Consider the following 25,918-nt stretch of genomic DNA (forward strand, 5'->3'; position numbering starts at 1 on the left):
TGTCCGATAAGTCATCGGTAAGTGGGATGCGGTCCATGACGTCCGCGACCACGGCGTCCTTCGCCGCGCTCAGGCAGGCGCGAAGCGAAATCAGCCCAGCCAGACGGCCATCGGCATCGACGATGCAGGCGGCGTAGATGGTGTCGGCATCGCGGGCTTCCGCCAAGCGGGCAACCGCATCCGAGCGGCGTATCTGTCGGGAATGAGACGACCGCCCGCGTCGCGATGGTTTCAACCGGATCGATCGGCAGGTCGGTTTGCGGGACGGTCTTGTCCACCATCTGCAGCCTCGAGGTTTGGGCGCCAAGCGATGCCAGAAAGGCTCATTCTCGTCGGATCGCGTGAACAAAGGACGACAGCAGGCGGCAAGGCCGGCATATCGAGACAGACTCCGGAATGCATCGATTAGATTATGCATTGCCAGCGACGTTAAGGTCGGTACAATGGATCTTGGCGCGTGAGAGCAGCAGTCGCTCGGAAGAAGCGAACAGCCGCCTTCGGGTGCGTTCGGCAGTTCTATTGCCGACCAGTCGAAGCGAACGGCACCAAGAACCAGGCACACCGCGAACGAATTGACGGGCGTCCGGCTTGCGCCGGGTCATGCTCGTCCGGTTGGGAGGGAAAACGGGGCGACCAATGGCGGGCAAAACGACAATCGGAATCGAGGGCGAGGCGTTCATTCTCAACGGCCGGCCGACCTTCGAAGGCAGGGCGTGGAAGGGCCGCAAGATCGAAGGGCTTCTGCCCAACACCCGAATGGTTCAGGGCATCTTCGACGATCTCAACCCCGACACAGCCGGGCAGTGGGCTTATCCGGACACCGGGCAATGGGACCCCGATCGCAACACCTCCGAGTTCATCGCGGCGATGCCAGAGTGGCTGGCGCACGGGGTGGTCGCCTTTACGATCAACCTGCAGGGGGGCAGCCCCTACGGCTATTCGATGGCTCAGCCGTGGATCAACTCCGGGATCAATCCAGACGGCAGCCTCCATCCCGACTTCATGGCGCGCCTGACCCGCATCCTCGACGCGGCGGACGCCCTGGGGATGGTGGTGATCGTCGGCTACTACTATTTCGGCCAAGAGAAATACATGAACGATGACGACGCGGTGCGCGCCGGCGTGGTCAATGCGACGCGATGGCTGCTGGACGCCGGCTATCGCAATGTCATGGTCGAGATCAACAACGAGTGCGACATCCGCTACCGCCGGCAGCCGCTGGTACCGGAGAACGTGCACGAACTGATCGACCTTGCCAAAGGCGTGGTTCACGACGGGCGCCGGCTCCTGGTCGGCACCAGCTATGGCGGCAATCGCATTCCGGGCGAAATGGTGACCCGGGCCAGCGACTTCATGCTGATCCACGGAAACAGCGTGTCCGATCCGGATCGGATCCGGCAGATGGTTCGCGATACCCGCGCGGTGAAGGGGTATTCACTCAAGCCGATCCTGTTCAACGAAGACGATCACTTCGACTTCGACAAGCCCGACAACAACTTCATCGCCGCGACGGACGAGTACGCCTCCTGGGGGTACTTCGACTACCGCATGGAGGGCGAGGGGTTCGACGACGGATATCAGAGCGTGCCCGTCAACTGGGACATCAGTTCACCGCGCAAGCGCGGCTTCTTCGATCTCGCCAAGGAGATCACCGGGGTGTGAGCGAACGGATCACGCCCGCAGAGACGCAGCGAGGGCTGCAAGTCGAGTAATGCCGAATAAGAGGGAGGTAAGCATGGCAGACATCGTCACTTCGAGGTTCCGGTTGGTTCAGCGCACATTGATGGCGACGACGAGCGCGGCGATTCTCGCGACCGTTCCGCTTGCCGCGACACCGGTCGTCGCGGAGGAGATCGAGTTCTGGTCGCAGCCTTACGGCGATCTCATTCGCTGGCAGCAGGGCATGAACGATCTGATCGAGGAGTTCACCGCCGAGACCGGCATCGAGGTGAATTTCGAGACGATCAACTGGTCGACGGCGTTCGCCAACTGGCTGACCGTCGCGCAGGGCGGGGCGGCTCCCGACTGCGCCGACATGTTCTGGCTCCACTCGTTCTCCGGAATCGGCGGGAACGATTATGGGCCGATGCCGATCAACGAGTTTCAGGGCGAATGGCCCACCATCGGCGACGATTTCTTCCCAGGCAGTCTGACGGACGTGAATTGGCAGGGCGACTTCTACGGCATCCCGTGGCGGGTGGACATCCGCCCGCAGCTTTATTCGAAGGACGCCTATGCCGAAGCGGGATTGAGCGCGCCGCCGGCCAATTGGGACGACGTCGTCAGCCATGCCAAAGCGCTGACCAAGCGCGATGACAACGGCAACGTGACCCGGTGGGGATACTCCTTCGGCATGGACAATCCGCCCCAGGCGCTGGTTCCCTTCTACTGGCAGTCCGGCGGCAACTTCATGTCGGAGGACGGTAAGACTGCGACGATCGATAACGACGAGATGCGGCAGACGCTCCAGTGGATGCGCGACATGGTGTGGGAGCATCAGGTTGTGTCGCCAGACTTCATGGAGCCGAGCTTCGATCCGCAGGCGGATTTCATCTCGGGCAACCTCGCCCTGATCGGTAGCGTCGCCCCGGCCTGGGGACGTGTCCTGGACGCCGAATATCCCGAGCTTGACGGCACGTGGGCGATGGCGGTGACGGCGATGGGACCGGAGAACCGGCAGTCGTATTCGGGCGCCGGATACTGGGGCGTCTTGCGGGGAACCGACAAGGCCGAATCCTGCGTGAAGTTCATCGAGTTTCTCAGCCGGCCTGACTCGATGCAGAAGCTCAGCGAGGTGAGCGGTAATGTGAGCCCGCGTCGGGCGGTGATGGCGTCTGATTTCTGGTCGGACGCCGACTGGAAAGTCGTACTCACCGAGACCCTGGAACATGGACGCACATCGCAACATCCGTCGTCGGTATGGAGCGCGCTGATGTCGCCGAAGCCGGGCGGTGTCATCTATGACATGATGTACGACGCGATCATCGTCCAGAATGACATCGACGAGGTGGTTAGCCAGGCGCAGGTCCGGATGCAGGAAGAGATGGACCGCGCCGCGAACTGACGCTGCGAACAAGACGGCCGGGAGGTTCCGCCTCCCGGTCGCTCAGTGAAGCGAACGAAGCGTGCGACGACGTCAGTACATCTTCTGTTACCTGATGGTGGCGCCAGCGTTGCTGTTTACGCTGGCGCTGGGCGTCTACCCGATGCTCGCGTCGTTGTGGATCAGCTTTCTTGAGTATGACCTTCTCAGGGTACGAACCCATGGGACACCCTGGGTCGGCCTCGAAAACTACGTCACCATCTTCAACGATCCGCGGTTCCTGCAGACCGTCGTCAATACGGGCATCTTCACGGCGTTGGCCGTGAGCCTCGTTGTCGTCTTCGGGCTGCTGCTCTCTCAGGTGCTCAACGGCGAATACAAGGGACGCACGGCCCTGCGCCTGCTGGTCTGTGTACCGTGGTTCGTGCCGCCGGTGGTCGCTTCGGCCATCTGGATGTGGCTCCTCAACACCGACCGGAGTCCCATCAACTTCTTGCTCCAGGACTGGGGTCTGATCGACACCAAGATCCGCTTTCTTACCGATCGGGAAAACTGGGGGCCGTTCTCCATACCGATGTTCTCGGTGACGGCCGTTCGAGTCTGGAACGGTTTGCCCTTCGTGGTGATCTTCCTGCTCGCCGGACTGCAGTCGATTCCCAAGAGCCTCTACGAAGCGGCGGATGTCGACGGCGCCTCGCTCATCCAGAAGTTCCGCCACATCACATTGCCGCTGCTGATGCCGGTTCTCGGTGTCTTGCTCATGCTGCTGATCATGACCGGGCTGGGGCACTTCGAGATCAACTACATCATGACCGGCGGTGGTCCCCAGAACCTCACCAACATCCTGGCGATCTATTCCTACCAACAGGCGTTCGAGGTCTGGAAGTTCGATACCGCCGCGGCGGCGAGCGGCACGATTCTGATCATGACCGGCATGGTCTGCTTGTTTTACATCCGGCGACAGTTCCGGAAAGACCTGGCATGACCGACGTTGTTGGTATCGCGCGGCGGCGCCTCGGTCTTTCGGCGTTCAACCCATGGCGCGGGCTGAGCGGTCAGGACACGCTCACCAAGATCGCCATCATCGCGATCACCGTGTTGATGCTGGTGTACATCCTGCTGCCGGTCTTCTGGATGGTGAAAAGCTCGTTTCAGTCGGCGCTGGACATCCGGGCGAATCCACCGATCTGGTTTCCGACCAGCCTCAACCTCGAAGCCTACGAGGATGTCGATCTGGTCATCCCGGTCTGGCAATACCTGTACAATTCCGTCTACGTGTCGCTGATCGCGACCGTGTTCGCGACCGCGATCGCCACGGCGGCGGCGTACGTCCTTGCGCGGTTTCGTTTTCCGTATGCGACGCTGATCCTGACCCTCATCCTGGTCACGCAGCTCATACCGCCGATCACCCGCGTCTTTCCGATCTACACCTTCATCCAGAACCTCGGGCTGCTGAACACCTACACCGGTATCATCATCGCCTATATCGGCTTCTCACTGCCATTCGCGGTTTTGCTGTTGCGCGGCTACTTCGAGGCGAGCAGTCCGCCCGAACTGGAAGAAGCCGCGATGGTGGACGGATGCACCTACTTTTCCGCGTTCTGGCGGATCATCCTGCCCGTATCGCTGCCCGGTATCGCGGCGGTCGCGGTGTTCACGTTTCTCAATGCCTGGAACGACTTCCTTTGGGCGAGCATCCTCTTGAACCAGGGGGATATGAAGACGATCCAGGTCGGGATCGGCGACTTCGCCTCGGAAGGGGGCGGTGTTCAGTACGTGAACCTGTTCATGGCCGCCTGCGTGCTGGCGACGATCCCGGCGCTGATCATGTTCCTGTTCGTCCAGCGCTGGCTGGTCGGCGGCCTGACCGCCGGATCGGTGAAGTAAACCTCCCAATTGCCGTGAGCCTCCGGTTCTCCGCGCCGATCATGGTCATGTGCGGGTGCGTTCCCGCGTGTCAGAAAACGCGAGCCGGCTCTGGTACACATGTGCTATGAGAACGACAAATGTCGCCAAGGGCGACACGGGGCGCCGGGAGGAACTGGGTGCGCGAACCGATCAAGTATGTGTTCATTTGGCCGGCGTTTCTCGTCGTCCTGATCATCGCGCTCTTTCCGTTGATCTATTCGTTGGTCGCCAGCTTCCAGGCGTTCCGGCTCGTTCCGCCGCGGCCGCCGCGTTTCATTGGCTTTGACAACTATGCCGACCTGATCACCGGCGCGCGGTTCTGGGGCGCAGTCATCAACACCGCCACCATAGTCTTCATCGCCGTCGCGCTTCAGTACATCATCGGGTTCGCGATCGCCCTGGCGTTGCATGCCAAGATCCCCGGGGAGCGGCTGTTCCGGGTCACCTTCCTCATCCCGATGCTGATGTCGCCGATCGCGATCTCGCTGATCATGCGGATGATCTTCAACTCCACGATCGGTCCGGTCGACGATTTCCTGACGTTGCTCGGGCTGCCCAACCTGCCGTTCCTGACCAACCCGACATGGGCGAAGGGCGTCCTGATCACGGTCGAGGTCTGGCAATGGACGCCATTCGTGATCCTGCTGATGTTGGCCGGGCTGCAGACGCTGCCGCGCGATGTCTACGAGGCGGCGGAGATTGAGTCGGCGACGCCGTGGCAACAGTTCTGGGGGATCACGTTTCCGATGCTCCTGCCGATTTCGGCGGCGGTGATCTTCATCAGGATCATCGAGAGCTTCAAGATCATGGACACGGTGTTCGTGCTGACCGGGGGCGGGCCGGGAACCTCGACCGAAACGCTGACGCTGTTCGCCTATCAGGAGGGCTTCAAGAAGTTCAACATCGGCCAGACGTCGGCGCTGAGCTTTCTGTTCCTGATCACCGTGATCGTTTTCGGAACGATCTATCTGGCGCTGCTCAGGCCGTATCTGGAGCGCAGCCGATGATCCGCACCGTGATCCTCGGCCTCTGCCTCGTCTGGTTCATCTTCACGGTGTTCCCGCTGTACTGGACGCTGATTACCTCGTTCAAGCCGCCGCAGGCGGTATCGGGCGGCGCCACCTATCTGCCCTGGGTCGACTTCACGCCGACGCTGAAGGCGTACATCGACACTGCGACCGGCGTGCGCGGCAATTTCTTCCAGCCGGTCCTCCACTCGGCGATCATCAGCATCAGCGCCACCATCGTGTCGGTTCTGTTCGGATCGATGGCGGCCTACGCATTGGTGCGATTCACGTTCCGGGTGCGTCTGCTCTCCGGGATCATCTTCGCCGTTATCGCCATCGGCGGTTTCGTTTGGCTGACCGAGGGTTTCGATTTCTCGCCGTCGGCGGCCCTCGGCGCGGTGTTCGTGATCGCGGTCCCTGTCGCCGTTCTCGTCAATCGATTGCCCTTGCCGGGTCCGACGCTCGGTAACGAAGACGTTCTCTTCTGGTTCGTCTCGCAGCGCATGTTCCCGCCGATCGTGGCGGCGTTCGCGCTGTTCCTGTTCTATTCGGAACTCGGGCAGGAGGGTTTCAAGACCCTCGACACGTATCACGGCATGGTGCTCGCCTACACATCGTTCTCGCTGCCGATCGTGATCTGGCTGATGCGCGATTTCTTTCAGTCGCTGCCGCTGGAAATCGAGGAGGCGGCGCTGGTCGACGACGTGCCGCGGCTCCGCATTTTCTTCGAGATCGTTTTGCCGATGTCCCGGGCGGGCCTGATCGCAGTCTCGATCATTACCGTCGGGTTTGTGTGGAACGAGTTTCTGTTCGCCCTACTTCTAACGACCTCGGATTGGCAGACACTGCCGATCATGCTGGCCGGGCAAAACTCGGTGCGCGGTGACGAATGGTGGGCGGTTGCCGTCGCCGCCATGGTCGCGCTGGTGCCGATGATTGTCCTGGCGGGTTTGCTGGCCAGACTGATGCGATCGGGTCTGGTTATCGGTGCTATCAAGTAGATCGCAAGAAAGTGGAGGAACCTATGCATACAGGTAAAGCGCTTGGCGCTCTTGTCGGCGGCGGATTGTTCGCCGTTCTGATGAGCTCGGCGGCGATCGCCCAGGACGCGCCGGACTTCGACGGCGTGACCCTTAACGTCGGGTCGATGACCGGTCCGTTCATCGCCAGCGCCCACAAGGCGGCGGCGGAGAGCTGGGAAGAAGCAACCGGCGGCACCATCAACATCATCGAATTTCCCTTCGGCGAGCTTCCGACCAAATATCTGACGGCAATGGTGCAGAACGATGCGTCGTTCGATGTGATCAGCTTCGCCCCGGCGTGGCTGCCGGACTTCTCGCCGTATCTCTCTGAGATGCCCGCGACACTCCGCGAAGACGAGCACTGGGAAGACATCCATCACGTCTATCGCGATCGGCTGATGCAATGGGATGGCAAGTTCCTGTCGCAGACCATGGACGGCGACCTACACGCGCTGACCTATCGCCTGGACCTGTTCAACGATCCGGACGAGCAAGCGGCTTTCAAGGAGAAGTACGGCTACGATCTGGCCCCGCCGGAGACGTGGGAACAATACTACGAGATCGCCGAGTTCTTCACCCGACCGGAGGATGAGCTGTGGGGGACCGCCGAGGCCTTCGTTCGCGGCGGCCAGCAATTCTGGTTCTTCTTTACCCACGCGGCGTCGTACACCAACCACCCGGACAACCCCGGTTCCATGTTCTTCGATCCGGAGACGATGGAGCCTCAGATCAACAATGCGGGATGGCTCAAGGCGCTCGAGGACTACAAGAAGAGCCTCGACTATTCGCCGCCGGGTGCGCTCAACTTCAACTCCGGCGATATCCGCACTACCTTTGCCGGCGGTCGGATCGCCATGAACTTTGATTGGGGCGATACCGGGACGATCGGCGCTGATCCGGAGCAGAGCCAGGTGGCCGGCAACGTCGGGTCGAACATCATCCCAGGTTCACGGGAAATCTGGAACTATCGGACTAATCAGTGGGACACGTTCGAAGACGTGATCTACTCGCCGTTCATGGCCTATGGTGGCTGGCAGACAGCGGTTCCGAGCGCCAGCGAGGCCCAGGACGCGGCTTGGCACTATATCCAATGGCTGACGAATCCCGAGAACAGCCTGCAGGCGGCGCTGACCGGCGGTTCCGGCGTCAATCCGTATCGGTTGAGCCATTTCGAGAACGTCGATGCCTGGAGCGACATCTTCTCCGCGGAGGAGGCGCGCCAGTATCTCGCCACCCAGCAGGGCAGCCTCGACGCGGAAAACGTCGCCCTCGACATGCGCATTCCCGGCTACTTCAACTACACCGAAGTGCTGGAGATCGAGCTGTCGAAGGCGCTGGCCGGTGACGTCGAGCCGCAGGAAGCGCTCGATGCGATCGCCGCCGAGTGGGAAGCTCTGACAGAGGAGTTCGGCCGCGACGAGCAACTCGCCGCCTATCGGGCTTCGATGGGTCTCCCGGCGCTTCAGTAAGGGCGGTCAGCCCACCACGACCTCGTGTCGGCCCGGTGGGGGTGTTCACCGGGCCGACGCCCACATTTCTTCCATTGGCCGGAGCTATGGATGGCCCGCGTAACGCTCGACAAAGTCCAGAAGCGGTTTGGCGAAGTCGTCGTCATCCCCGATCTTGACCTGGTGGTCGACGACAAGGAATTCGTCGTCCTGGTCGGTCCGTCTGGCTGCGGTAAGACGACGACCTTGCGGATCGTTGCCGGGCTCGAACATGCGTCGGCCGGCATCGTGCGGATCGCTGAGCGGGACGTCACGACGGTCCGGCCCGGCCAGCGTAACTGCTCGATGGTGTTCCAGAACTACGCGCTCTATCCGCATATGACCGTGCGCCAGAACATCGGCTACGGCATGAAGGTGCGCGGTGAGGCGCGCGAGGAAATCGAGAAGCGGACGCAGGATGCCGCACGGATTCTCGGCATCGGCGAGTACCTCGACCGCCGTCCGAAGCAGCTCTCGGGCGGCCAGCGCCAGCGGGTGGCGATCGGCCGAGCGATTGTCCGCAATCCGGACGTCTTTCTGTTCGACGAGCCGCTCTCCAACCTCGACGCCAAGCTCCGCATCGAGATGCGCAGCGAGATCAAGCGGCTCCATCGGCGCCTCGAGAACACGGTGATCTACGTTACCCACGATCAGACCGAGGCGATGACCATGGCTGACCGGGTGGCGGTGATGAATCGCGGTGTGATCGAACAGTTCGCCGACCCGATCACATTGTACGAACGGCCGGCAAATGTCTTCGTCGCCGGCTTCATCGGCTCTCCGGCGATGAACTTCATGCCCGGGACGCTGGTCGCGGAGGACGGCGGTCTCGCGGTGCGGCTGGAAGACGGTACCGACCTGCCGGTGCCGGCCGATCGTCACGAACGATATGGCGACCACACGGGCCAGGCCGTGACCCTCGGACTGCGGCCGGAGCATATGGCGGGCGGTAACCAGGGCCCGGCCGTCGCGACGATCACGCCCGAGGCCGTCGAACCACTTGGGGCCCACACGCTGGTGGTCGGCTTCGTTGCAGATACCAAGATCACCGCTCAGGTCGACGCCCATTATCCCTGCGCACCGGAGGAACCGACGTCGGTCACCTTCGACATGACCCAGATGCACGTCTTCGACCGGCAGAGCGGCAAGGCGCTGTAGTCACGCGCCGACTGGGTCGGCTTCGGCTCAGACTGTCTCGTGTTCCACACAGATCTCACCGCTGTCGTCGGCCGACAAGGGAACCTTCAGCAGGGCGCAGCGATGTGGCGCGCCGTTCGGGTCGTCGGCTCTGAAGAACCGGCAGGTCCGGCAGACGCCGAAAGGCCGGCCGTCGCGCCGGCGCAGCGCTTCCGACAACAGGGTTTGAAGGGTTCCGGTGAGTTCGCCACGATCGTGTTCCGACAGGGATGTGGATGATTCCATCAGGGCGAGGATCGGGTCGTTCTTGAGCAGCCGTCGGCCCTTCCGCGTCAGGTCGATCCGCACCTGCCGCCGGTCGGCGGGATCGATATGCTTCGTCGCCAGTCCTTTCCGCTCCAGCGCGTTCAGCGTCTGCGACACCGTTCCCTTGGTTGTCCCGAGATAGGCGGTCAGTCCGGACGGCGTGCGCGAGAAACGGTTGGCGCGCCCGAGGAAGCGAAGCGCTTCCCACTGCGTCGGCTTCAGGCCCTCTGCATGGGATTCATTCTGAAGGATGCGGCCGATCCGCTCCAACAGCACGGCGATGTCATCGACGGGTTCCATCAAAAAATGGTATCGACTCAAAACAATTCTTGCAAGAGCGATTTCGTTCGGCTATGGACAATGTATCGACTCGATACTAATGGAGATACCGATGAAACCTCTCGTACTTGCGGCCGTGTTGACCACGGCGGCTGTATCCGGCGCCGCTGCCCACGACATCGTCAGCGGAGCCGACACAACGAAATCGCCGGCCTTCGACATCACGATGGCCACCGCCTCGACCGACGGCCGGCTGGCGACCTTCGCGATGGAGGTTGCCGGCATTGCTGGCAGCGAGAAGCCGGTGCCGATCGGCAAGCTCACCGGCGCCAAGGTTGAAGCTTATGTCTGGCCGACCAACCTCGACCCCGGGACGATCGGTTTCGATCCGGAGTCAGGGATCCTGGCGCTGGCGATCACCGCCCATCCCGATTTCGACGACACGCCGCTTTACGACGAAAACGGCGATGGCAACCCGGCTAACGATGGTGCCGATTGGCATTCCCATTGGGTCGTGCTGGTCGAGGCGGAAGCTTGCGGTGCTGGTCTGAAAGTGCGGGACGTGTCACCGGGGGTCGATCTCCTGCCGGCGACGGCGCCGTACTTTCCGATCGCGCTCGATAGCCCAGGGATGAGCCCGATCCTCGACGGCCGTATTGCGCGGATCACTGTGCCGGTCGCCGAAGCCGGGGGAGTTTCCTTCGATGCGGTCACAGCGGAACTGCAAGTCAACGAAACCGGGGAGGTCCCGCTCCTCTGCGTCACCGGGGTGCATGACGTTGCGTCCGGCGACCTGTCGCTGCCGGGGCGGGTGATGCTGGAAGACTGACGGTGGCACGAACAGCGAGTGTCGGACGGGCCTTGATGGGCCCGGCCGACCTCCGTTTGTCCGGCGATCAAGCTTCTGCGAGGGTATGCATCGCCCGCAAGCGATCTGATAAGGTGGCGGTGACCTTCAGTTTTCCGGAGTCCGATATGACACGCAGATCATTTGGCACCTTTTGCGGCGCTGCCGCGCTCATCGCGGCTCTTGGAGTGCCGGCGAACGCCGAAGAGTTCCGCTGGGCGTCGACGACTGATCCCCAGACCATGGACCCCCACGCGACGAGCTCGGCACCGGTGCTGGGATTTCTCAACAACGTTTATGAAGGGCTCGTCCGTCGCAACAAGGACATGGCGATCGAGCCGGCGCTGGCCGAGAGCTGGGAGCCGCTCGGCGCCGACGGCTGGCGCTTCAATCTTCGCCAGGGTGTCACCTTTCACGACGGCGCGCCGTTTACCGCCGAGGACGTGTTGTTCTCCTACGAGCGGGCCTCGTCGGAAGACTCCGACGTTCGCTCGTGGTTCGCGCCGGTGACCGAGGTCCAGGTCGTCGACGACTTCACGGTCGATTTCTTGACCAGCGGACCGAACCCGCTGTTTCCGGACTCGATCGCCAACTTCATGATCATGGACAAGGACTGGTCCGAGGCCAACGACAGCGCCCGCCCGAGCCGTGAGCAGGAAAATCACGCCACCCGCAATACAAACGGGACCGGGGCCTTCAAGGTTGACGTACGCGATCCCGGCGTCCGTACCGAGCTCGTCCCTCACGGTGATTGGTGGGACGAAGCCGAGCACAACATCACGCGCGCGATCTTCACGCCGATCTCCAACCAGGCCACCGGCATTGCTGCGCTTCTCTCCGGCGAGATCGATTTCATCGAGCCGATCCCGCTGCAGGATGTGCCGCGCCTCAGCCAGACGCCGGGGTTCACCGTTCACCCGGGTGTCGAGGCGCGTGTCATCATGCTCGGCTTCGGACTGGATCGGGACGCGCTGCAGTACTCCGACGAAACGAGCGACGCCAACCCGTTCCTCGATCCTCGGGTGCGCCAGGCAATCTATCAGGCGGTCGATGTCGATGCACTGATCAGCCGGATCATGCGCGGCAATGCCGAGCCAGCGTCGCAGCTGGTGAGCCCGGCGATGCGTGGCTACACCGAGGCGCTCGGCGAGCGTCTGCCGTTCGATGAAGATGCAGCACGGGCGCTGCTGGCCGACGCGGGCTATCCCGACGGCTTCAGTTTCGGACTGATGTGTCCCAACGACCGCTATATCAACGACGAGGCCATTTGTCGCGCGGTCGCCAGCATGCTCGCCAAGGTCGGGATCGACGCGAAGCTGAACGCGATGCCGGTCCGTGCCTACTGGCCGGAACTGCGTGCCGATAACTTCGACATGTATCTCCTCGGCTGGTCGCCCGGCACCTTCGATGCCGAGCACCCGATCCGTTTCCTGGTGGCAACCCCCAACGAGGAGAAGAAGCTCGGCAGCTGGAACTTCGCCGGCTACTCGAACGAGCGGATCGACGAGCTGCTGCCGATGATCCAGACCGAACTCGACGATGCGAAACGGCAGGCGATGATCGACGAGGTGCACCAGATCATCTTCGATGACGTCGCCTATGTGCCGCTCTACATCCAGCCGCTGGTGTGGGGGTCGAAGGACAACATCGATCTGACCCAACGCACCGACAACTTTTTCATCCTGCGTTGGGTGACGGTGAACTGAAATCAGCGCGCGTTCGGTGACCGGGTGATCAACGCCGCGTGTCCCGGTCACTCCGCCGCGGCCAGCCGCTCCGGATCGGCGAGCATTGCCAGCGATGGCATTTCCGCAAGTAATGTGCGGGCGTAGTCGCTGGCCGGGTTGCGGAAGAACGGCTCGGCCGGGCCGGCCTCTACCAGGGAGCCGTTGTGCAGGACCGCAACGGTGTCGGCCATCTGACGGACGACCGGCAGGTCGTGACTGATGAACAGGATCGCCAGGCCGAAGCGGGCCTGAATCTCCTTGAACAGGTTGAGGACCTGAGCCTGAACCGAGACATCGAGCGCGGATGTCGGTTCGTCGCAAATCAGGAGTTCGGGTCTTGCCACCAGGGCGCGCGCGATGGCGATGCGTTGGCGCTGGCCGCCGGAAAACTGGTGCGGATATTTGAGCATCGCGTCCTGTGGCAGGCCGACCAGCAGGAGCATCGAGGCCGCAATGCGCCGCGCTTCGTCCTTGCTCTTCGCCAGGCGATAAAACCGCAGCGGCTCGGCGATAATGTCGCCGACCCGCCAACGATTGTTCAGCGAGGAGTAGGGGTCCTGGAAGATCATCTGGATCTCGCGGCGGGAGGGGTCGTCGGCCGGCCGCCGGCGCGACAGCGGCAGATCGCGTCCCGCGAAAAGGACGCGGCCGTTGCGGCCCGGAACCAGGCCGACGATGGCGCGGGCCACCGTCGACTTGCCACTGCCGCTCTCGCCGACGAGCCCGAGAGTTTCGCCCCGGTCGATGCGAAACGACACGTCGTCGACTGCGGTGATTTCCGCGCGCGGGCGAACCAGCGAGCGGCGGACCGAAAAGACGACCGTGAGGTTCTCCACGTCGAGGGCACTGGCTGTCGCCGAACCGTGGTCCGAACTCGGGCCCTCGAGCAACCATTCCGACGCAAGCTCGGCGCTCGCTCCGGGAACCGACCACGTGGGCTCCGGGTCCGCTCGCGTCGTGCGCAGTGGCGCGGGGAACCGTTCCAACCGGACGTCGAGCCGCGGGACCGAAGCAATCAGGCTGCGCGTGTAGGGATCCTGCGGATTGCCAAGGACAGCGGTGGTGGGGCCGCTCTCGACGCAGCGTCCGTCGAGGAGAACCGACACCCTGTCCGTGACCTCGGCGATCACGCCCATGTTGTGGGTGATCAGCAGGACCCCCACGCCGCGACTGGCGGCGAGGCCCCTGATGACGTCGAGTATCTGGTTCTGGATCGCGACGTCGAGGGCGGTGGTCGGCTCGTCGGCGATGATCACATTCGGGTCGGAGGCGAGAACCAGGGCGATCACGACGCGCTGGCGCATGCCGCCCGAGAATTGGTGTGGATAGTCGTGCATGCGGGTGCGGGCATCGCGGATGCCGACTTCCTCAAGCAGCGCCAGGGCGCGGGTCAGCGCCTCGTCGTGGCTGACGTCGCTGTGTCGGCGAATGGTCTCGACGAGCTGGTCCTCGACCGTGAAGAGCGGATCGAGGCTGGTCTGCGGATTCTGGAAGATCATGCCGACGCGCTTACCGCGCAACGCGTGCCATTGCCGCTGGTCGAGGTGCGTCAGCTCTTCACCTTCGAGTGTGATCGAGCCGCCGGCAATGCGGCCGGTGCCAGGCAGGAGCCCCAGGATCGCCGCGCCGACGGTCGACTTGCCGGCGCCGGACTCGCCGACCAGGCCGTGAATCTCGCCGCGTTCCAGAGTGAGGTCGAAGTCGGATACGGCGGTGAAGACGCCGAAGCGGGACGGGAACTCGACCGTCAGGTTGTCGATCGTCAGGAGGGCCACGTCAGCGCAGCCGCGGGTTCAGCGCATCCCGGAGGAAGTCGCCGATGATGTTGACGGAGATGATCAGCAGGATCAGTGCTGCGCTGGGAAATAGGACAACCCACCACTCGCCGGAAAACATGTAGCTGGTGCCGATGCGAATGAGGGCACCGAGAGACGGCTGATCGGCCGGAACGCCGACGCCCAGAAACGACAGGGTCGCTTCGAGCAGGATGGCCACCGCGAGGTCGATGGTCATGATCACCAGGATCGGGCCGAGGATATTCGGCAGGATATGCAGCACCGCAATCCGCCACCGGGAAAGCCCCATGATCTCAGCGGCTTGGACATATTCCTTATTGCGCTCGACGAAGGTGGAGGCGCGGGCGGTTCGGGCGAAATTGACCCATAGCGACAGGCCGATGGCGAACACCAGGACGAAGAACATTAGTTCGTCGTGCGTCTGGCGGGGCAGGACACCACGGGCGATGCCATCAATGAGCAGCGCCGTCAGGATCGCCGGGAGCGAGAGCTGGACGTCGGCGATGCGCATGACAATCGTGTCGAAACGGCCACCGATGTAGCCGGCGGCGAGGCCGAGCCCAACCCCGACGATGACCGCGAACGCGACGGCGGTGGCACCGATCAGGATCGACAGCCGCATCCCGTAGAGGATCGCCGAGAACAGATCCCGGCCCTGATCATCGGTGCCGAGCAGGAAGCGCGGATCGCCGCCGGACGACCACGCGGGCGGCAGCAGTGAGTCGAGTAAGTCGAACGAGGCGAGATCGAAGGGATCGGTCGGGGCAATGGCCGGCGCTATCAGCGCGGCGACAACGAAGATGGTCCCGACGGCGGCGGCGACGATAGCCGCCGGCGAGTGGAGGAAGAGGTAGAGGAGTTCGGATTCGACCGACAGTCGCCGCCAGGTTGCCACCGCTCGCGCCAGCATCGGCCGCTAGCCCCCGACTCCGGCGAGACGAACTCGCGGGTCGATAACCACATAGAGGATGTCGACGATCAGGTTTACCAGCACGAACAGGAAGGCGATCAGGATGAGGTAGACCGACATCACCGGGATATCGACGAAACGGATCGACTCCAGAAAGAGGAGCCCGAGGCCCGGCCACTGAAAGACGCTCTCGGTCACCACAGCGAACGCGATCACGCCGCCGAACTGGAGGCCGATGATGGTGATTACCGGCACCAGCGAGTTCTTGAGCGCGTGACGGAAATAGATCGAGCGCCAGGGCAGCCCGCGCGCGATGGCGAAGTTGATGGAATCGGTCCGCAACACCTCCAGCATCTCGGACCGGACCAGCCGCATGGTGAGGGTGAGTTGATAAACCCCGAGCGTCACCGCCGGCAGGATCAGCGCGCGCCAGCCATCGATGGTCAGGAAGTTGGTGCGCCACCAGCCGACGTCGACCGTATCGCCCCGGCCGAAGGTGGGGAGCCAGCCGAGTTGCACCCCGAACAGGTAGATCAGCGACAGGCCGATCACGAATGTCGGAACCGAGATGCCGAGCAGCGTGACCAGAAGGATTGCGCTCGAACTGGCTCGGCCGGGATAGATCGCGGTGTAAACGCCAGCCGGAATCCCGGCCACCAGCGATATGATCAGGGCGACGAAGCTGAGCTCCAGCGTCGCTGGCAAGGCGTCGCGGATCATCTCGCCGATTGGCTGCCGGGTGCGGAAGGAAAAGCCGAAGTCGCCGGTCAGGATGTTGCCGGCGAACCGGGCGAACTGGGCAGGGATCGGATCGTTGAGGCCAAGGCGGTCGCGCAGCCGCTCCTGGTCCTCGATCGAGGTTTCCTGCCCGACCATCTGGGCCACCGGATCGCCGACGAAACGAAACAACGCAAAGGCGATCAACGCGACGGCAAACATCACGAACACCGATTGGGCGATGCGGGCCAGGACGAAACGCGTCACGGATCTGCCGTCGACTCTTCTTTGCCTTCCGGCCGACCACCGTAGTCCAGCTGCGAAGAAAGATCACCACGCGGCGGTGGGGGATGATATCGCTGACACAGGAGCCCGTGACCGCCGGTTGGGAGGGGATCAGCATGGATGACTACGGTTCCTACGATGCGTTGGGTCTTGCCGATCTGATCAAGCGCGGGGAGGTGACCGCGCTGGAGGTGGTCGACGCCGCTATTTCTGCGATCGAGCAGATCAATCCGGGCCTGAACGCGTTGATCTACGAAACGTTCGATCACGCCCGTGGTCAGGTGGCGGAGGGTGTGCCCGACGGCCCGTTTCACGGGGTGCCCTACGCCATCAAGGAACTGGGGAGCATGTGGCAGGGGCAGCCGCAAACCAGTTGCTGTCCTTATTTCAGGGATGTCGTCGCGCAGAAGGACTCCGTGCTTAACCAGCGCCTGAAAGAAGCCGGCGTCATCCTCGTCGGGTCGACCAACGCGCCGGAGATGGGGTGGGCGCTCACCACCGAACCGGCGATGTATGGCCGGACCAACAATCCCTGGAAGGAAGGGATTTCGCCCGGCGGCTCGAGCGGCGGTGCGGCTGCCGCGGTCGCGGCGCGGCTACTGCCGGTCGCGGAGGCGAGTGACGGGGCCGGTTCTATCCGCGGGCCAGCATCGCAGTGCGGCCTGGTCGGCCTGAAGCCGTGTCGGGGCCGGACGACCAGAGCGCCGTTCGAGGCCGACTTCTTCTACGGCGGTGCCCAGTTCCTGTGCGTGTCGCGAACCGTTCGCGATACGGCCGCGTTCCTCGATGTGACCGCCGGCAGCCTTCCTGGTGATCCGTACAATACGCCGCCGCCGGCTAGGCCATGGCGGGAGGAAGTGGGCGCCGACCCTGGACGTCTTCGGATCGGCTTCACGACGACGGCGCCGCATGATCGGGCCGTTCATCCGGAGCTTGTCGAGGCTGTCGTCGCCACGGCGGACCTGCTGGCTGAACTGGGTCACCAGGTCGAGGAACACGCGCTTGCAGTCGACGCCGATGAGGTCTGGCGGGTCTACACCCAGGTCGTCGCCGTTCAGAACGCGATGGTGTTCGATCAGGCGGCGCAAAGGATCGGCCGATCGGTCGCCGCCGACGACGTTGCGCCGACGGTGTTTGCCACCATCGAACGGGGTCGGTCATTGAGCGGTGTCCAGCACTCGATCGATGTCGAGCGCGTGCGCGTCTTCTCCCGGGAGATCGCATCCGATCTGGCCGCCTACGACGTCTACCTGACGCCGACTCTGACCCAGCCGCCGCGTCCGTTCGGCTTCTGGGACATGTCGGAGCCGGACTACGACGCGTACAATGCGAAATGGACCGACGGCGTCTATCTCTTTCTGTTCAACGTTTCCGGCCAACCGGCGATGTCGCTTCCGCTTCACTGGTCAGCCGATGGCTTGCCGATCGGTGTGCAACTTGTCGGTCGTCCCACCGATGAAGCGACTTTGATCCGCGTCGCGGCGCAGCTCGAGGCGGTGCGGCCATGGATCGATCAACGTCCGCCGGTCTCGGCTTAACGAGGCGCCCGTTCCAAACGAAGCCGAAGGTTTGGTCTTGCCCTGTGGCGCGCCATCGGTAGTGTCGCCGTATGACCCACACCCCTCAGCAAATTTTGCACTCCGACTACGACGCTCATCCATGGGAATTCGATCGGCGGGCGACCGAAGCGGAGCGCACGGCTCAGGCGGCTTTCCGGCAGGCGTTATCCGATCAACGCGAGGTCACTATCGGCGAGGGCGGGTACGTTTCGCCGCGTGCCTATGTCCTCACCGAGGAACTCGTGGTTGGGCGGAACTGCCTGATCGCCGCCGGCGTCCGGCTGAACCATCGGGTCCGGATGGGCGACCATTGCTCGCTCAACCTGAACAGCTCGGTCCTTGGCGATGTTCACCTCGGCGACGATGTTCGCGTCGCCGCCGGGGCCGCCATCGTTGGCTTTCATCACGTCTACGATCGCCACGACCAGCCGGTGCGCAGCCAGGGCACGCGGGCGAAGGGTGTCGTCGTCGGTGACGATGTATGGATCGGTGCTAATGCCGTCATTGTCGATGGGGTGACCGTCGGCGATCACGTCATCGTCGGCGCCGGCGCGGTGGTGACCCGCGACGTGCCCGACTATGCAATCGTTGCGGGCAACCCGGCGCGGATCGTGCGCGATCGTCGCAACGGCGATGCGAGAGGCAGTCAGGCGCGCTCCGAGGAGAAGAAGCTGACCGCGTTTGGCGAAATCGCCGAACGGGAATGGTCGGCCGTCCTGGACGCAGCACGAACCACCCGCCGGACCGTCAATGGCCGGGAGCGCCTCTATAGCGATCCGCGCAACGACGAAAAGTCACCACTGCGGCCGGACTGCGACGCCATTCAGATCGCTGCGATGTTCGGCGCGGTGCCGCCACCACTCGACGCTCCTGGCTGGATCGAGCACCTCAGCGCCGATCAGGATCCGGCGACCGGCCTATGTTTTTCGCCGGCGATGGCGGCGGAGGACCGCAAGCCACCGGGCAACCCGGATGGCGACACGCTCTACAACATCCTCTGCATCGGCTACGCCCTGGAGTGCCTCGACAGCCATTTTGCGCATCCTATTGCCTGGGCCGAGAGCCTTCGCGGCGACGCGCTGTCGGATTGGCTTGCCGCCGGCACATGGCGAACCAACGGCTGGGGCGCCGGGGCGCGTGTCGATGCGCTGGGGACGGCGTTCATGGCCAACGCCAAGCACTTCGGTCTTGAGCCGGACCTGGCGACATTGTTCGGGTGGCTGAATATCCATGCGGACAAGACAACTGGCATGTGGTCAGTAGCGGACAATGGCGACTGGTTGCTTCCGGTCAACGGCTTCTATCGATTGACCCGGGGGACCTACGCTCAGTTTGATCTGCCGCTGCCCTATCCGGAGCGAGCCATCGATACAGTGCTCGGTCACGCGCGGGCAAACGATGGGTTCCGAGGCAAGGGATTCACCGCATGCAATGTGCTCGATGTCGTTCATCCGTTGTGGCTCTGCGCGCGCCAGACCAGCTATCGCGCCGACGAAATCCGCGCCCTGATGGTGGCGACGATCGATCCGATCCTCGATCACTGGCAACCGGGTCTCGGCTTCCCATTCCAGCGCGGTGAGGACCCCGGTCTACAGGGAACCGAGATGTGGCTGTCGATCGTTGCATTGATTGCCGACTACCTCGGCCTTGACCGGGGCCTTCCGTTCCGGCTGGTCGGAGTGCATCGCGCGGAACCGGCATGGGTAGCGACGCGCGCCGCCTGAGGGGTTCGGCTCGACTGAAAAAGAATACTGCTTGCAAAATTTGCACGATCTGCCGTAACCTGATGTCGCGGCAATCTCCTCAGTCGCGGATGGTCATGGCACGCGGTCGCAACACATCAGGTCCGGTTCAGGCCGACATCGCCCGTGCGCTCGGTATCTCGGTCAGCACGATTTCCCGAGCCTTGGCCGACTCGCCGCACATCAGTGACGATGTCCGGGCGCAGGTTCGCGATACGGCGACCAGACTCGGCTACCGAAGTCGGCGAACCGAGCGACACAACCTCGAGCAGATCGTGGCCCTGGTCGCGCTCGGCGGTGCGACCACCAGCCTGTCGTTCATCTATCAGGACATTCTAGAGGGACTGAAGGAGCGAAGTCGGTCGCTCGCCGCCCCGCTGGAAATTCATATGCGGCCGGTCGACGATCCGTTGCCGGACGATCTCGCGGCCAACGCCGACGAACGGGTCGGCCTTCTGTTTGTCGGTCTCGATCCGGACGAGGCGGTGCTGCGGCACCTCAGCGGTCGGAACGTGCCGATGGCGCTTGTCAATGGACTGGACCCCGGGATGGCCACCGATTGCGTGGCGCCAGCCAATTTCTTCGGCGGGCGCATGGTCGCCGAACACCTGATCAGTCGCGGGCATCGCCGGCTCATATATGTTTCCGGTCATGCGCGCTGGACGCTCATGCGGCGTCAGCACGGTTTCGAAGCCGGCGTGGCGGAGTTCGGTCGAGGAAAAGCAAGCGTCGCGGTTCTGAACGTGAAATCCCGACAGCCGGAACGGCTGGTCCGAGAGATCGCGAACTTCCAAGAACAGGCTCGTCAGGCTGCCACGGCGATGTTTTGTTCGACCGACACTATCGCCATCTATGCGATCCAGGCGCTGCAGTCGCTCGGCCTTGTCGTTCCCAACGACATGTCGGTCATCGGTTTCGACGACATGCCGATGAGCACGATGATTTCTCCGAGCCTCACCACGGTGCGGATCGAATGGCGGGAGATCGGTCGCGAGGCGATCAGCATCCTGCAGCGTCGCGCCGCGACCCGCGGCCGATCGCCGATGCAGGTTCAGATCGGCGGGCGACTGGTGGTTCGCGACAGCGTCGGATCCGCGCGGCGTATCAACGCCTGACTGAAAATACGCCACTCATCAATGCGTCTCGCCGGCTCGCGCGTGCTGAGGCGCCGTTCGTACATTATGCAAAAATTGCATGATTGGAAATTTGCATATCCCTCGAAAGTCTGCATAGTGAACGCAGCGAGGGGGGACGACGTTGCCGACGGAAGACGTGAGCAAACGACCGAAAGCGCTGGTGCTGATGCCCAGGATAACGTTCGACGGCCAGTTCTTGCCGGAGCAGCTCGACCGCCTTCACGCGTTGTGCGATGTCATCGATCCTTGTCCCGCCGGAACCCTCGACGCGGTTCTCGACAATCCGGCGGCAGCGGCGGCGGAGATCCTGATCACCGGATGGCGCGCGCCCTATCTTTCCTCGGACTTCCGACCGCAGTTTCCAAAACTCTCCCTGATCGCCCACGCCGCCGGCTCGGTGAAGCATTTCGTCGACATCGGCTGGCTCGCCAAAGGGGTGCGGATCACCACCTGCGCGGCCGCCAATGCACGGCCGGTGGCCGAGTTCACGCTCGCCCACATCCTTCTGTGGAACAAAGATAATTTCGGCTGGGTCCGGCGCTACCGGGACCAGCGGGATCGACTTGATCGTGCCAACCGGTTTGCCCAGGATCATCTCGGCAACCGCGAGAAAACCATCGGGATCGTTGGTGCTTCGCGCGTGGGGCGCCATCTGATCGAATTGCTTCGGCCGTTCGATCTCGATGTGGTGGTGTACGATCCATACGTGTCGGAACGGACGGCTGTCGGCTATGGCGCGCGCAAGGTCTCGCTCGAAGAGCTGCTGCAGATCAGCGAAATCGTGTCGGTCAACGCGCCGTCGCTGCCGGACACTGAAGGCATGATCGGTGCGGAGCAGCTTGCGCTGATGCGTGACGGCGCCTTGCTGATCAACACCGCCAGAGGCAAGCTGATCGACCACGATGCGTTGATTGAGCAGCTTCACACCGGGCGGATCAGCGCAGTGCTCGACGTGACCGACCCTGAGCCACTGCCGGCGGACTCGCCACTGTACGACATGGAGAACGTGGTCCTCACACCGCATATTGCCGGCTCGCTCGGCAAGGAAATCCATCGCATGACGGATATGCTGCTGTCGGAGATCGACCTCTACGCCCGCGAGGGGCGCCTGGAGCACGAACTCGTCGCGGAGAAGTGGAGCTCGGCGGCATGACCGGAGCGGTTCAGCTGAAGCCGGGCCTGTGTTCGGTCACGTTTCGTGGGCTGCAACCCCCGGAGATCATCGATCTTGCGACCAAGGCGGGGTTGGCCGGCATCGAGTGGGCGAGCGACGTTCACGTGGTGCCGGGTGATGTGGAATCCGCGCGGCGTGTCGCGAACGGTTGCGCCAATGCCGGTCTGTCCGTGCCCACCCTTGGTTCTTACGTTCGTGCCGGCGCGTCCGGCTCCTCCCAGGCGTTCGCGCCCGTGCTGGACACGTGTTTGGCACTGGGTGCGAACGCCGTCCGTATCTGGGCCGGGGATCGCGGCTTCCATGAAACCCCCGCCGATCAGCGACGGGAGATCGCGGACATCATCAGGGACTATTGTGAAACGGCCGCCGGCCACGGCGTCGCGGTGTCGCTGGAGTATCATCCCAACACACTGACGGATCATCGCGCCGGCGCGCGCTGGCTTCTGGACGAAGTCAATCATCCGAATTGTTTCACCTATTGGCAGCCCGTGCCCGATCAGCCGGTTGACGACTGCATAGGCGATCTATCGGCGATAGCCGACAAGCTCGCGCACCTCCATGTGTTCTACTGGACCGGTGACAAGGAACGCCGGCCGCTGTCGGAGGGGTCTGCCTATTGGGATGCGATCCTGTCGGGCGCGGGGCAGGCAGACATCGGAACAGCCGGCCAGTTCTCCGGGGCTCGCTGGGCGTTTCTCGAATTCGTGCGTGGTGACGATCCGGACCAGTTCCTGGCCGACGCCCGCGTCTTGAAGGCGATTGTCGCCGAGCGGATCGGCAAAGCAGAGGTGGCGACAGCTTGACCGCCACGCCGGTGGTGGGAGGCCGCCGGACTATGAACCTTAAATGGGAGGAAGCAATGACATCCAAACGTAAACTCTCCATACCGGCGGCGATCGCGGCCGCCTTGATGATCACCTGCGCCCCGGCGGCGCTGGCCGACTACAATGAATCGCCAATGCTCACCGAAAGGGTCTCGGCCGGCGACCTGCCGCCCGTTGGCGAGCGTCTGCCGTCCAATCCGCAGGTGTTGTCGCCGGCGGAGATCGGGACCTATGGCGGAACGTGGCGTTCGGCGCTCAAAGGGACGTTCGACAATGGCTGGATTCGCCGGACCGTCGGATACGACCCGCTGATGCGGTACGACTTCGACTGGGCGAAGGTGGTGCCGAACGTCGCCGAGTCGGTGGAGGTCAATGACGACGCCACCGTATTCACCTTCAAGCTCCGCGAGGGACACCGTTGGTCGGACGGCAAGCCGTTTACCGCCGAAGACGTGGTGTTCGCCCTCGAGGATGTGATCAAGCATCCGGAGTTCGTCGGTGCCAAGCCGGCCTTCGCACTCGATCTCTCCGCCGAAGCTAAGGACGACACCACGTTGGTCATAACCTCGAGCGAGCCCAACGGGCTGCTTCTCGAGAACATCGCTTCGGTCAACGGCGGCCAGTTCCTGCGCTTTCAGAAGGAGTACTGCTCGCAGTTCCATCCGGACTACAATCCTGACGCCGAGGCCAACGCTCAGGCCGCCGGTGCCGCCGGTTGGGGCGAGCATATGCGCAACCGCTGTGGCGTCGATCGCAATTTCGACGCAGACCGGCCGTCGCTGTGGGCCTGGGTGATGGTCGAGCCGTATGACGGCATCAACACTGAGGTCGTATGGGAACGTAATCCCTACTACTTCAAGGTCGACTCGGAGAATAACCAGCTTCCCTATATCGACCGGCTGAACATGACTCAGGTGGAGGATACCGAGGCCATCGTGCTGAAGGGGATCGCCGGGGAAATCGACTTCATGAACCGGCACATCGACTCGGTCGCTAACAAGCCGGTGTTCTTCGACAGCCAGGAGAGCGGCGGCTATCGGCTCTACGACACGATCCCGGCCGACATGAACACTGCGATGATCCAGTTAAACTTGAACGTCGATGATCCGGTGTTCAACGAACTGTTCAACAACAAGGACTTCCGCATCGCGCTGTCGCATGCCATCGACCGCGAGGAGATCATCGACGTGGTCTATGCGGGGCAGGGCGAACCCTATCAGGCCGCGCCGCGGCCGACGTCGCCCTACTACAACGAGACGCTTGCCAAGCAGTACACCGAGTACGATCCGGACACGGCCAACGAGCTTCTCGACGCGATGGGTCTGACCGAACGCGACGGAAACGGCATCCGACTCACGTCCGATGGCCAGCCGATCAGCATTCGCGCCGACGTGACGTCTGACCTGGCGGTGTTCCTCGACATTGCCGAGCTGGTTAAGGCGCACTGGGCCGAGGTCGGTGTGGACTTCGACGTTCGCAAGGCCGAGCGGAGCCTTGTCTACGAGAAGAAGGACTCCAACCAGCATATGGCGCATATCTGGAAGGGCGATGGTGGTCTCGGCGACGCGATCCTCGATCCGCGCTACTACATGCCCTTCAATGCCGAGTCCGCGTTCGCCATCCGCTGGGCGGCGACGCTCTTTGACCCGACCGGCGATCTCGCGACCGAGCCTCCCGAAGCCGTGAAGCGGCAGCAGGATCTTTATAACCAGCTCAAGACAGCGACCAGCCAGGAGGAAAAAGATAGGCTGTTCAACGAGATCCTCGATATTGCGGTGGACCAGTTCTACGTGATCGGCATTTCCCTGCCGCCGAAGAGCTACGGCATCGCGACCAACGAAATGCGGAACATCCCCGAGGATCAACCGCATGCCTGGATCTACCCGAATCCCGGCCCGATGGAGACATCGGTTCTGTTCAAGGCGCAATAGGCGCTAGGATGCTGCCGGTCGGTCCAGCTGTGACCGGCCGGCAACCAAGGCGCAGGCTGGCGGGAGCAGGGCAGAAGCGATGCTCGGATACCTCGCGCGACGTTTGACCACCATGGTGGTCACAGTCTTTGCGTTGTCGTTCGTCTGCTTCTTCATCATCCAGCTTCCGCCGGGCGACTTTCTCACTTCCTATCTCGCCGAACTGGCGTCGAGGGGCGAGAACATCGATCCGCAATTGGTGGAGCGGCTACGCCAGCAATACGGTCTCGATCAGCCATTCGTGATGCAGTACTTGCTGTGGATCGGCAACATCTTTCAGGGTGACTTCGGCTACTCGTTCAACATGAGCGCTCCGGTCGGGCGGATCATGGGCGATCGCCTCGGCATGTCGCTGCTGGTCGAGATGCTGGCCATCGTCGTTCTGTGGGGCATGGCGATCCCGATCGGTATCTACGCCGCGGTGCGCCAGTACTCGATCGGCGATATGGCGGCGACCGTGTTCGGCTTCATCGGTCTCGCGGTGCCGAACTTTCTGCTCGCGTTGCTGATCATGTACTTGACCTATCTATGGACCGGATCGGCGGTGAGTGGCCTGTTCTCCGCCGAGTACGCCAACGCCCGCTGGTCATTCGAGCGCCTCTGGGATTTCCTCCAGCACGTTTGGGCGCCGGTGCTGGTGATCGCGACGGGCGGGGCGGCGCATGTCATCCGCATCTTGCGCGCCAACCTGCTCGACGAACTGAACAAGCCCTATGTGGTGACCGCCCGCGCCAAGGGCCTGAAGGAGCGCGTGCTCGTCATGCGCTACCCCGTGCGGGTCGCCATGACGCCGCTGATGGCGACCGTCGGGTGGCTGCTGCCGACAGTGATTTCCAGCTCGATCGTTACCAGCATCGTGCTCAACCTGCCGACCCTGTCGCCGATCCTGCTCAGGGCGCTGCTGACCCAGGATATGCATCTGGCGGGCGCGCTCATCCTTCTCATCGGCGTGCTGACGCTGATTGGCACGCTGGTGTCCGATCTTCTGCTCATCTGGATCGATCCGCGCATCCGGATCGGTGCGTTGAAGGAAGGGTAGGGC

21 protein-coding genes are annotated in these 25,918 nt (G+C 63.0%); 17 read left to right on the forward strand and 4 right to left on the reverse strand.

Annotation, left to right across the window (positions count from 1 at the left end):
• Window positions 1–636: 636 nt before the first annotated feature.
• The 8 genes from ACO076_RS12785 (at window position 637) to ACO076_RS12820 (ending at window position 9,625) form a co-directional block, all read left to right on the forward strand.
• Window positions 637–1,662, forward strand: a complete 1,026-nt coding sequence (locus tag ACO076_RS12785) for a hypothetical protein (RefSeq protein WP_421723214.1) — start codon at window positions 637–639, stop codon at window positions 1,660–1,662.
• Between the two features lie 73 nt (window positions 1,663–1,735).
• A complete protein-coding gene (locus ACO076_RS12790; protein WP_421723215.1) occupies window positions 1,736–3,064 on the forward strand; it encodes an ABC transporter substrate-binding protein in 1,329 nt (442 codons plus the stop codon).
• A 61-nt stretch (window positions 3,065–3,125) separates the two neighbouring features.
• Window positions 3,126–4,028 (forward strand): carbohydrate ABC transporter permease, encoded by a 903-nt coding sequence (locus ACO076_RS12795; protein ID WP_421723216.1) that lies wholly within the window; start codon window positions 3,126–3,128, stop codon window positions 4,026–4,028.
• Complete coding sequence (locus ACO076_RS12800; RefSeq protein WP_421723217.1) at window positions 4,025–4,930, forward strand: carbohydrate ABC transporter permease; 906 nt, start codon at window positions 4,025–4,027, stop codon at window positions 4,928–4,930. The genes ACO076_RS12795 and ACO076_RS12800 overlap by 4 nt, the downstream gene beginning before the upstream one ends.
• Window positions 4,931–5,088: 158 nt before the next feature.
• Window positions 5,089–5,958: a carbohydrate ABC transporter permease gene (locus ACO076_RS12805; RefSeq protein ID WP_421723218.1), complete on the forward strand. Its 870-nt coding sequence runs from the start codon at window positions 5,089–5,091 to the stop codon at window positions 5,956–5,958.
• On the forward strand, window positions 5,955–6,959 hold the full coding sequence (locus tag ACO076_RS12810; protein ID WP_421723219.1) for a carbohydrate ABC transporter permease: 1,005 nt from the start codon (window positions 5,955–5,957) through the stop codon (window positions 6,957–6,959). Before ACO076_RS12805 ends, ACO076_RS12810 begins: the two co-directional genes overlap by 4 nt.
• 23 nt (window positions 6,960–6,982) lie before the next feature.
• Entirely contained in the window at window positions 6,983–8,449 is a 1,467-nt protein-coding gene (locus tag ACO076_RS12815) for an extracellular solute-binding protein (protein ID WP_421723220.1), read from the forward strand.
• 90 nt (window positions 8,450–8,539) lie between these two features.
• The gene (locus ACO076_RS12820; protein WP_421723221.1) at window positions 8,540–9,625 is read left to right on the forward strand and encodes an ABC transporter ATP-binding protein; all 1,086 of its coding nucleotides are present in this window, start codon (window positions 8,540–8,542) and stop codon (window positions 9,623–9,625) included.
• A 27-nt stretch (window positions 9,626–9,652) separates the two neighbouring features.
• Here ACO076_RS12820 and ACO076_RS12825 read toward each other — a convergent pair whose 3' ends face one another.
• Complete coding sequence (locus ACO076_RS12825; RefSeq protein WP_421723222.1) at window positions 9,653–10,210, reverse strand: MarR family winged helix-turn-helix transcriptional regulator; 558 nt, start codon at window positions 10,208–10,210, stop codon at window positions 9,653–9,655.
• A 91-nt stretch (window positions 10,211–10,301) separates the two neighbouring features.
• On the opposite strand from ACO076_RS12825, the gene ACO076_RS12830 reads away from it, so the two are divergent.
• Both ACO076_RS12830 and ACO076_RS12835 read left to right on the forward strand, forming a co-directional pair.
• Complete coding sequence (locus ACO076_RS12830; protein WP_421723223.1) at window positions 10,302–11,018, forward strand: hypothetical protein; 717 nt, start codon at window positions 10,302–10,304, stop codon at window positions 11,016–11,018.
• A 146-nt stretch (window positions 11,019–11,164) separates the two neighbouring features.
• On the forward strand, window positions 11,165–12,742 hold the full coding sequence (locus ACO076_RS12835; protein WP_421723224.1) for an ABC transporter substrate-binding protein: 1,578 nt from the start codon (window positions 11,165–11,167) through the stop codon (window positions 12,740–12,742).
• Window positions 12,743–12,789: 47 nt separating this feature from the next.
• Here the strand turns inward: ACO076_RS12835 and ACO076_RS12840 are convergent, their stop codons facing one another.
• From ACO076_RS12840 to ACO076_RS12850, 3 genes are read right to left on the reverse strand one after another with little or no spacing between them, the layout of a single operon-like run.
• Complete coding sequence (locus tag ACO076_RS12840; RefSeq protein ID WP_421723225.1) at window positions 12,790–14,538, reverse strand: dipeptide ABC transporter ATP-binding protein; 1,749 nt, start codon at window positions 14,536–14,538, stop codon at window positions 12,790–12,792.
• A 1-nt stretch (window position 14,539) separates the two neighbouring features.
• Complete coding sequence (locus tag ACO076_RS12845) at window positions 14,540–15,469, reverse strand: ABC transporter permease (RefSeq protein WP_421723226.1); 930 nt, start codon at window positions 15,467–15,469, stop codon at window positions 14,540–14,542.
• Window positions 15,470–15,475: 6 nt separating this feature from the next.
• Window positions 15,476–16,453, reverse strand: coding sequence for an ABC transporter permease (locus ACO076_RS12850; RefSeq protein ID WP_421723227.1), 978 nt, complete (start codon window positions 16,451–16,453; stop codon window positions 15,476–15,478).
• A 134-nt stretch (window positions 16,454–16,587) separates the two neighbouring features.
• On the opposite strand from ACO076_RS12850, the gene ACO076_RS12855 reads away from it, so the two are divergent.
• The 7 genes from ACO076_RS12855 (at window position 16,588) to ACO076_RS12885 (ending at window position 25,915) form a co-directional block, all read left to right on the forward strand.
• Window positions 16,588–18,009, forward strand: coding sequence for an amidase (locus tag ACO076_RS12855; RefSeq protein WP_421723228.1), 1,422 nt, complete (start codon window positions 16,588–16,590; stop codon window positions 18,007–18,009).
• Window positions 18,010–18,080: 71 nt separating this feature from the next.
• Window positions 18,081–19,754, forward strand: a complete 1,674-nt coding sequence (locus ACO076_RS12860) for an acyltransferase (protein ID WP_421723229.1) — start codon at window positions 18,081–18,083, stop codon at window positions 19,752–19,754.
• 95 nt (window positions 19,755–19,849) lie between these two features.
• Window positions 19,850–20,887, forward strand: a complete 1,038-nt coding sequence (locus ACO076_RS12865) for a LacI family DNA-binding transcriptional regulator (protein WP_421723230.1) — start codon at window positions 19,850–19,852, stop codon at window positions 20,885–20,887.
• A gap of 157 nt (window positions 20,888–21,044) precedes the next feature.
• Window positions 21,045–22,061 carry a hydroxyacid dehydrogenase gene (locus ACO076_RS12870; RefSeq protein ID WP_421723231.1) on the forward strand — a complete coding sequence of 339 codons (1,017 nt, stop codon included), beginning with the start codon at window positions 21,045–21,047 and terminating at the stop codon, window positions 22,059–22,061.
• Complete coding sequence (locus tag ACO076_RS12875) at window positions 22,058–22,885, forward strand: sugar phosphate isomerase/epimerase family protein (protein WP_421723232.1); 828 nt, start codon at window positions 22,058–22,060, stop codon at window positions 22,883–22,885. Before ACO076_RS12870 ends, ACO076_RS12875 begins: the two co-directional genes overlap by 4 nt.
• 56 nt (window positions 22,886–22,941) lie before the next feature.
• Window positions 22,942–24,837, forward strand: a complete 1,896-nt coding sequence (locus ACO076_RS12880; RefSeq protein ID WP_421723233.1) for an ABC transporter substrate-binding protein — start codon at window positions 22,942–22,944, stop codon at window positions 24,835–24,837.
• A gap of 79 nt (window positions 24,838–24,916) precedes the next feature.
• The gene (locus tag ACO076_RS12885) at window positions 24,917–25,915 is read left to right on the forward strand and encodes an ABC transporter permease (protein WP_421723234.1); all 999 of its coding nucleotides are present in this window, start codon (window positions 24,917–24,919) and stop codon (window positions 25,913–25,915) included.
• Window positions 25,916–25,918 lie beyond the last annotated feature (3 nt).

Origin of the sequence: Bauldia sp., from assembly GCF_965232525.1 — a bacterium.
In the GTDB taxonomy this organism is placed as follows: Bacteria; Pseudomonadota; Alphaproteobacteria; order Rhizobiales; family Kaistiaceae; genus Bauldia.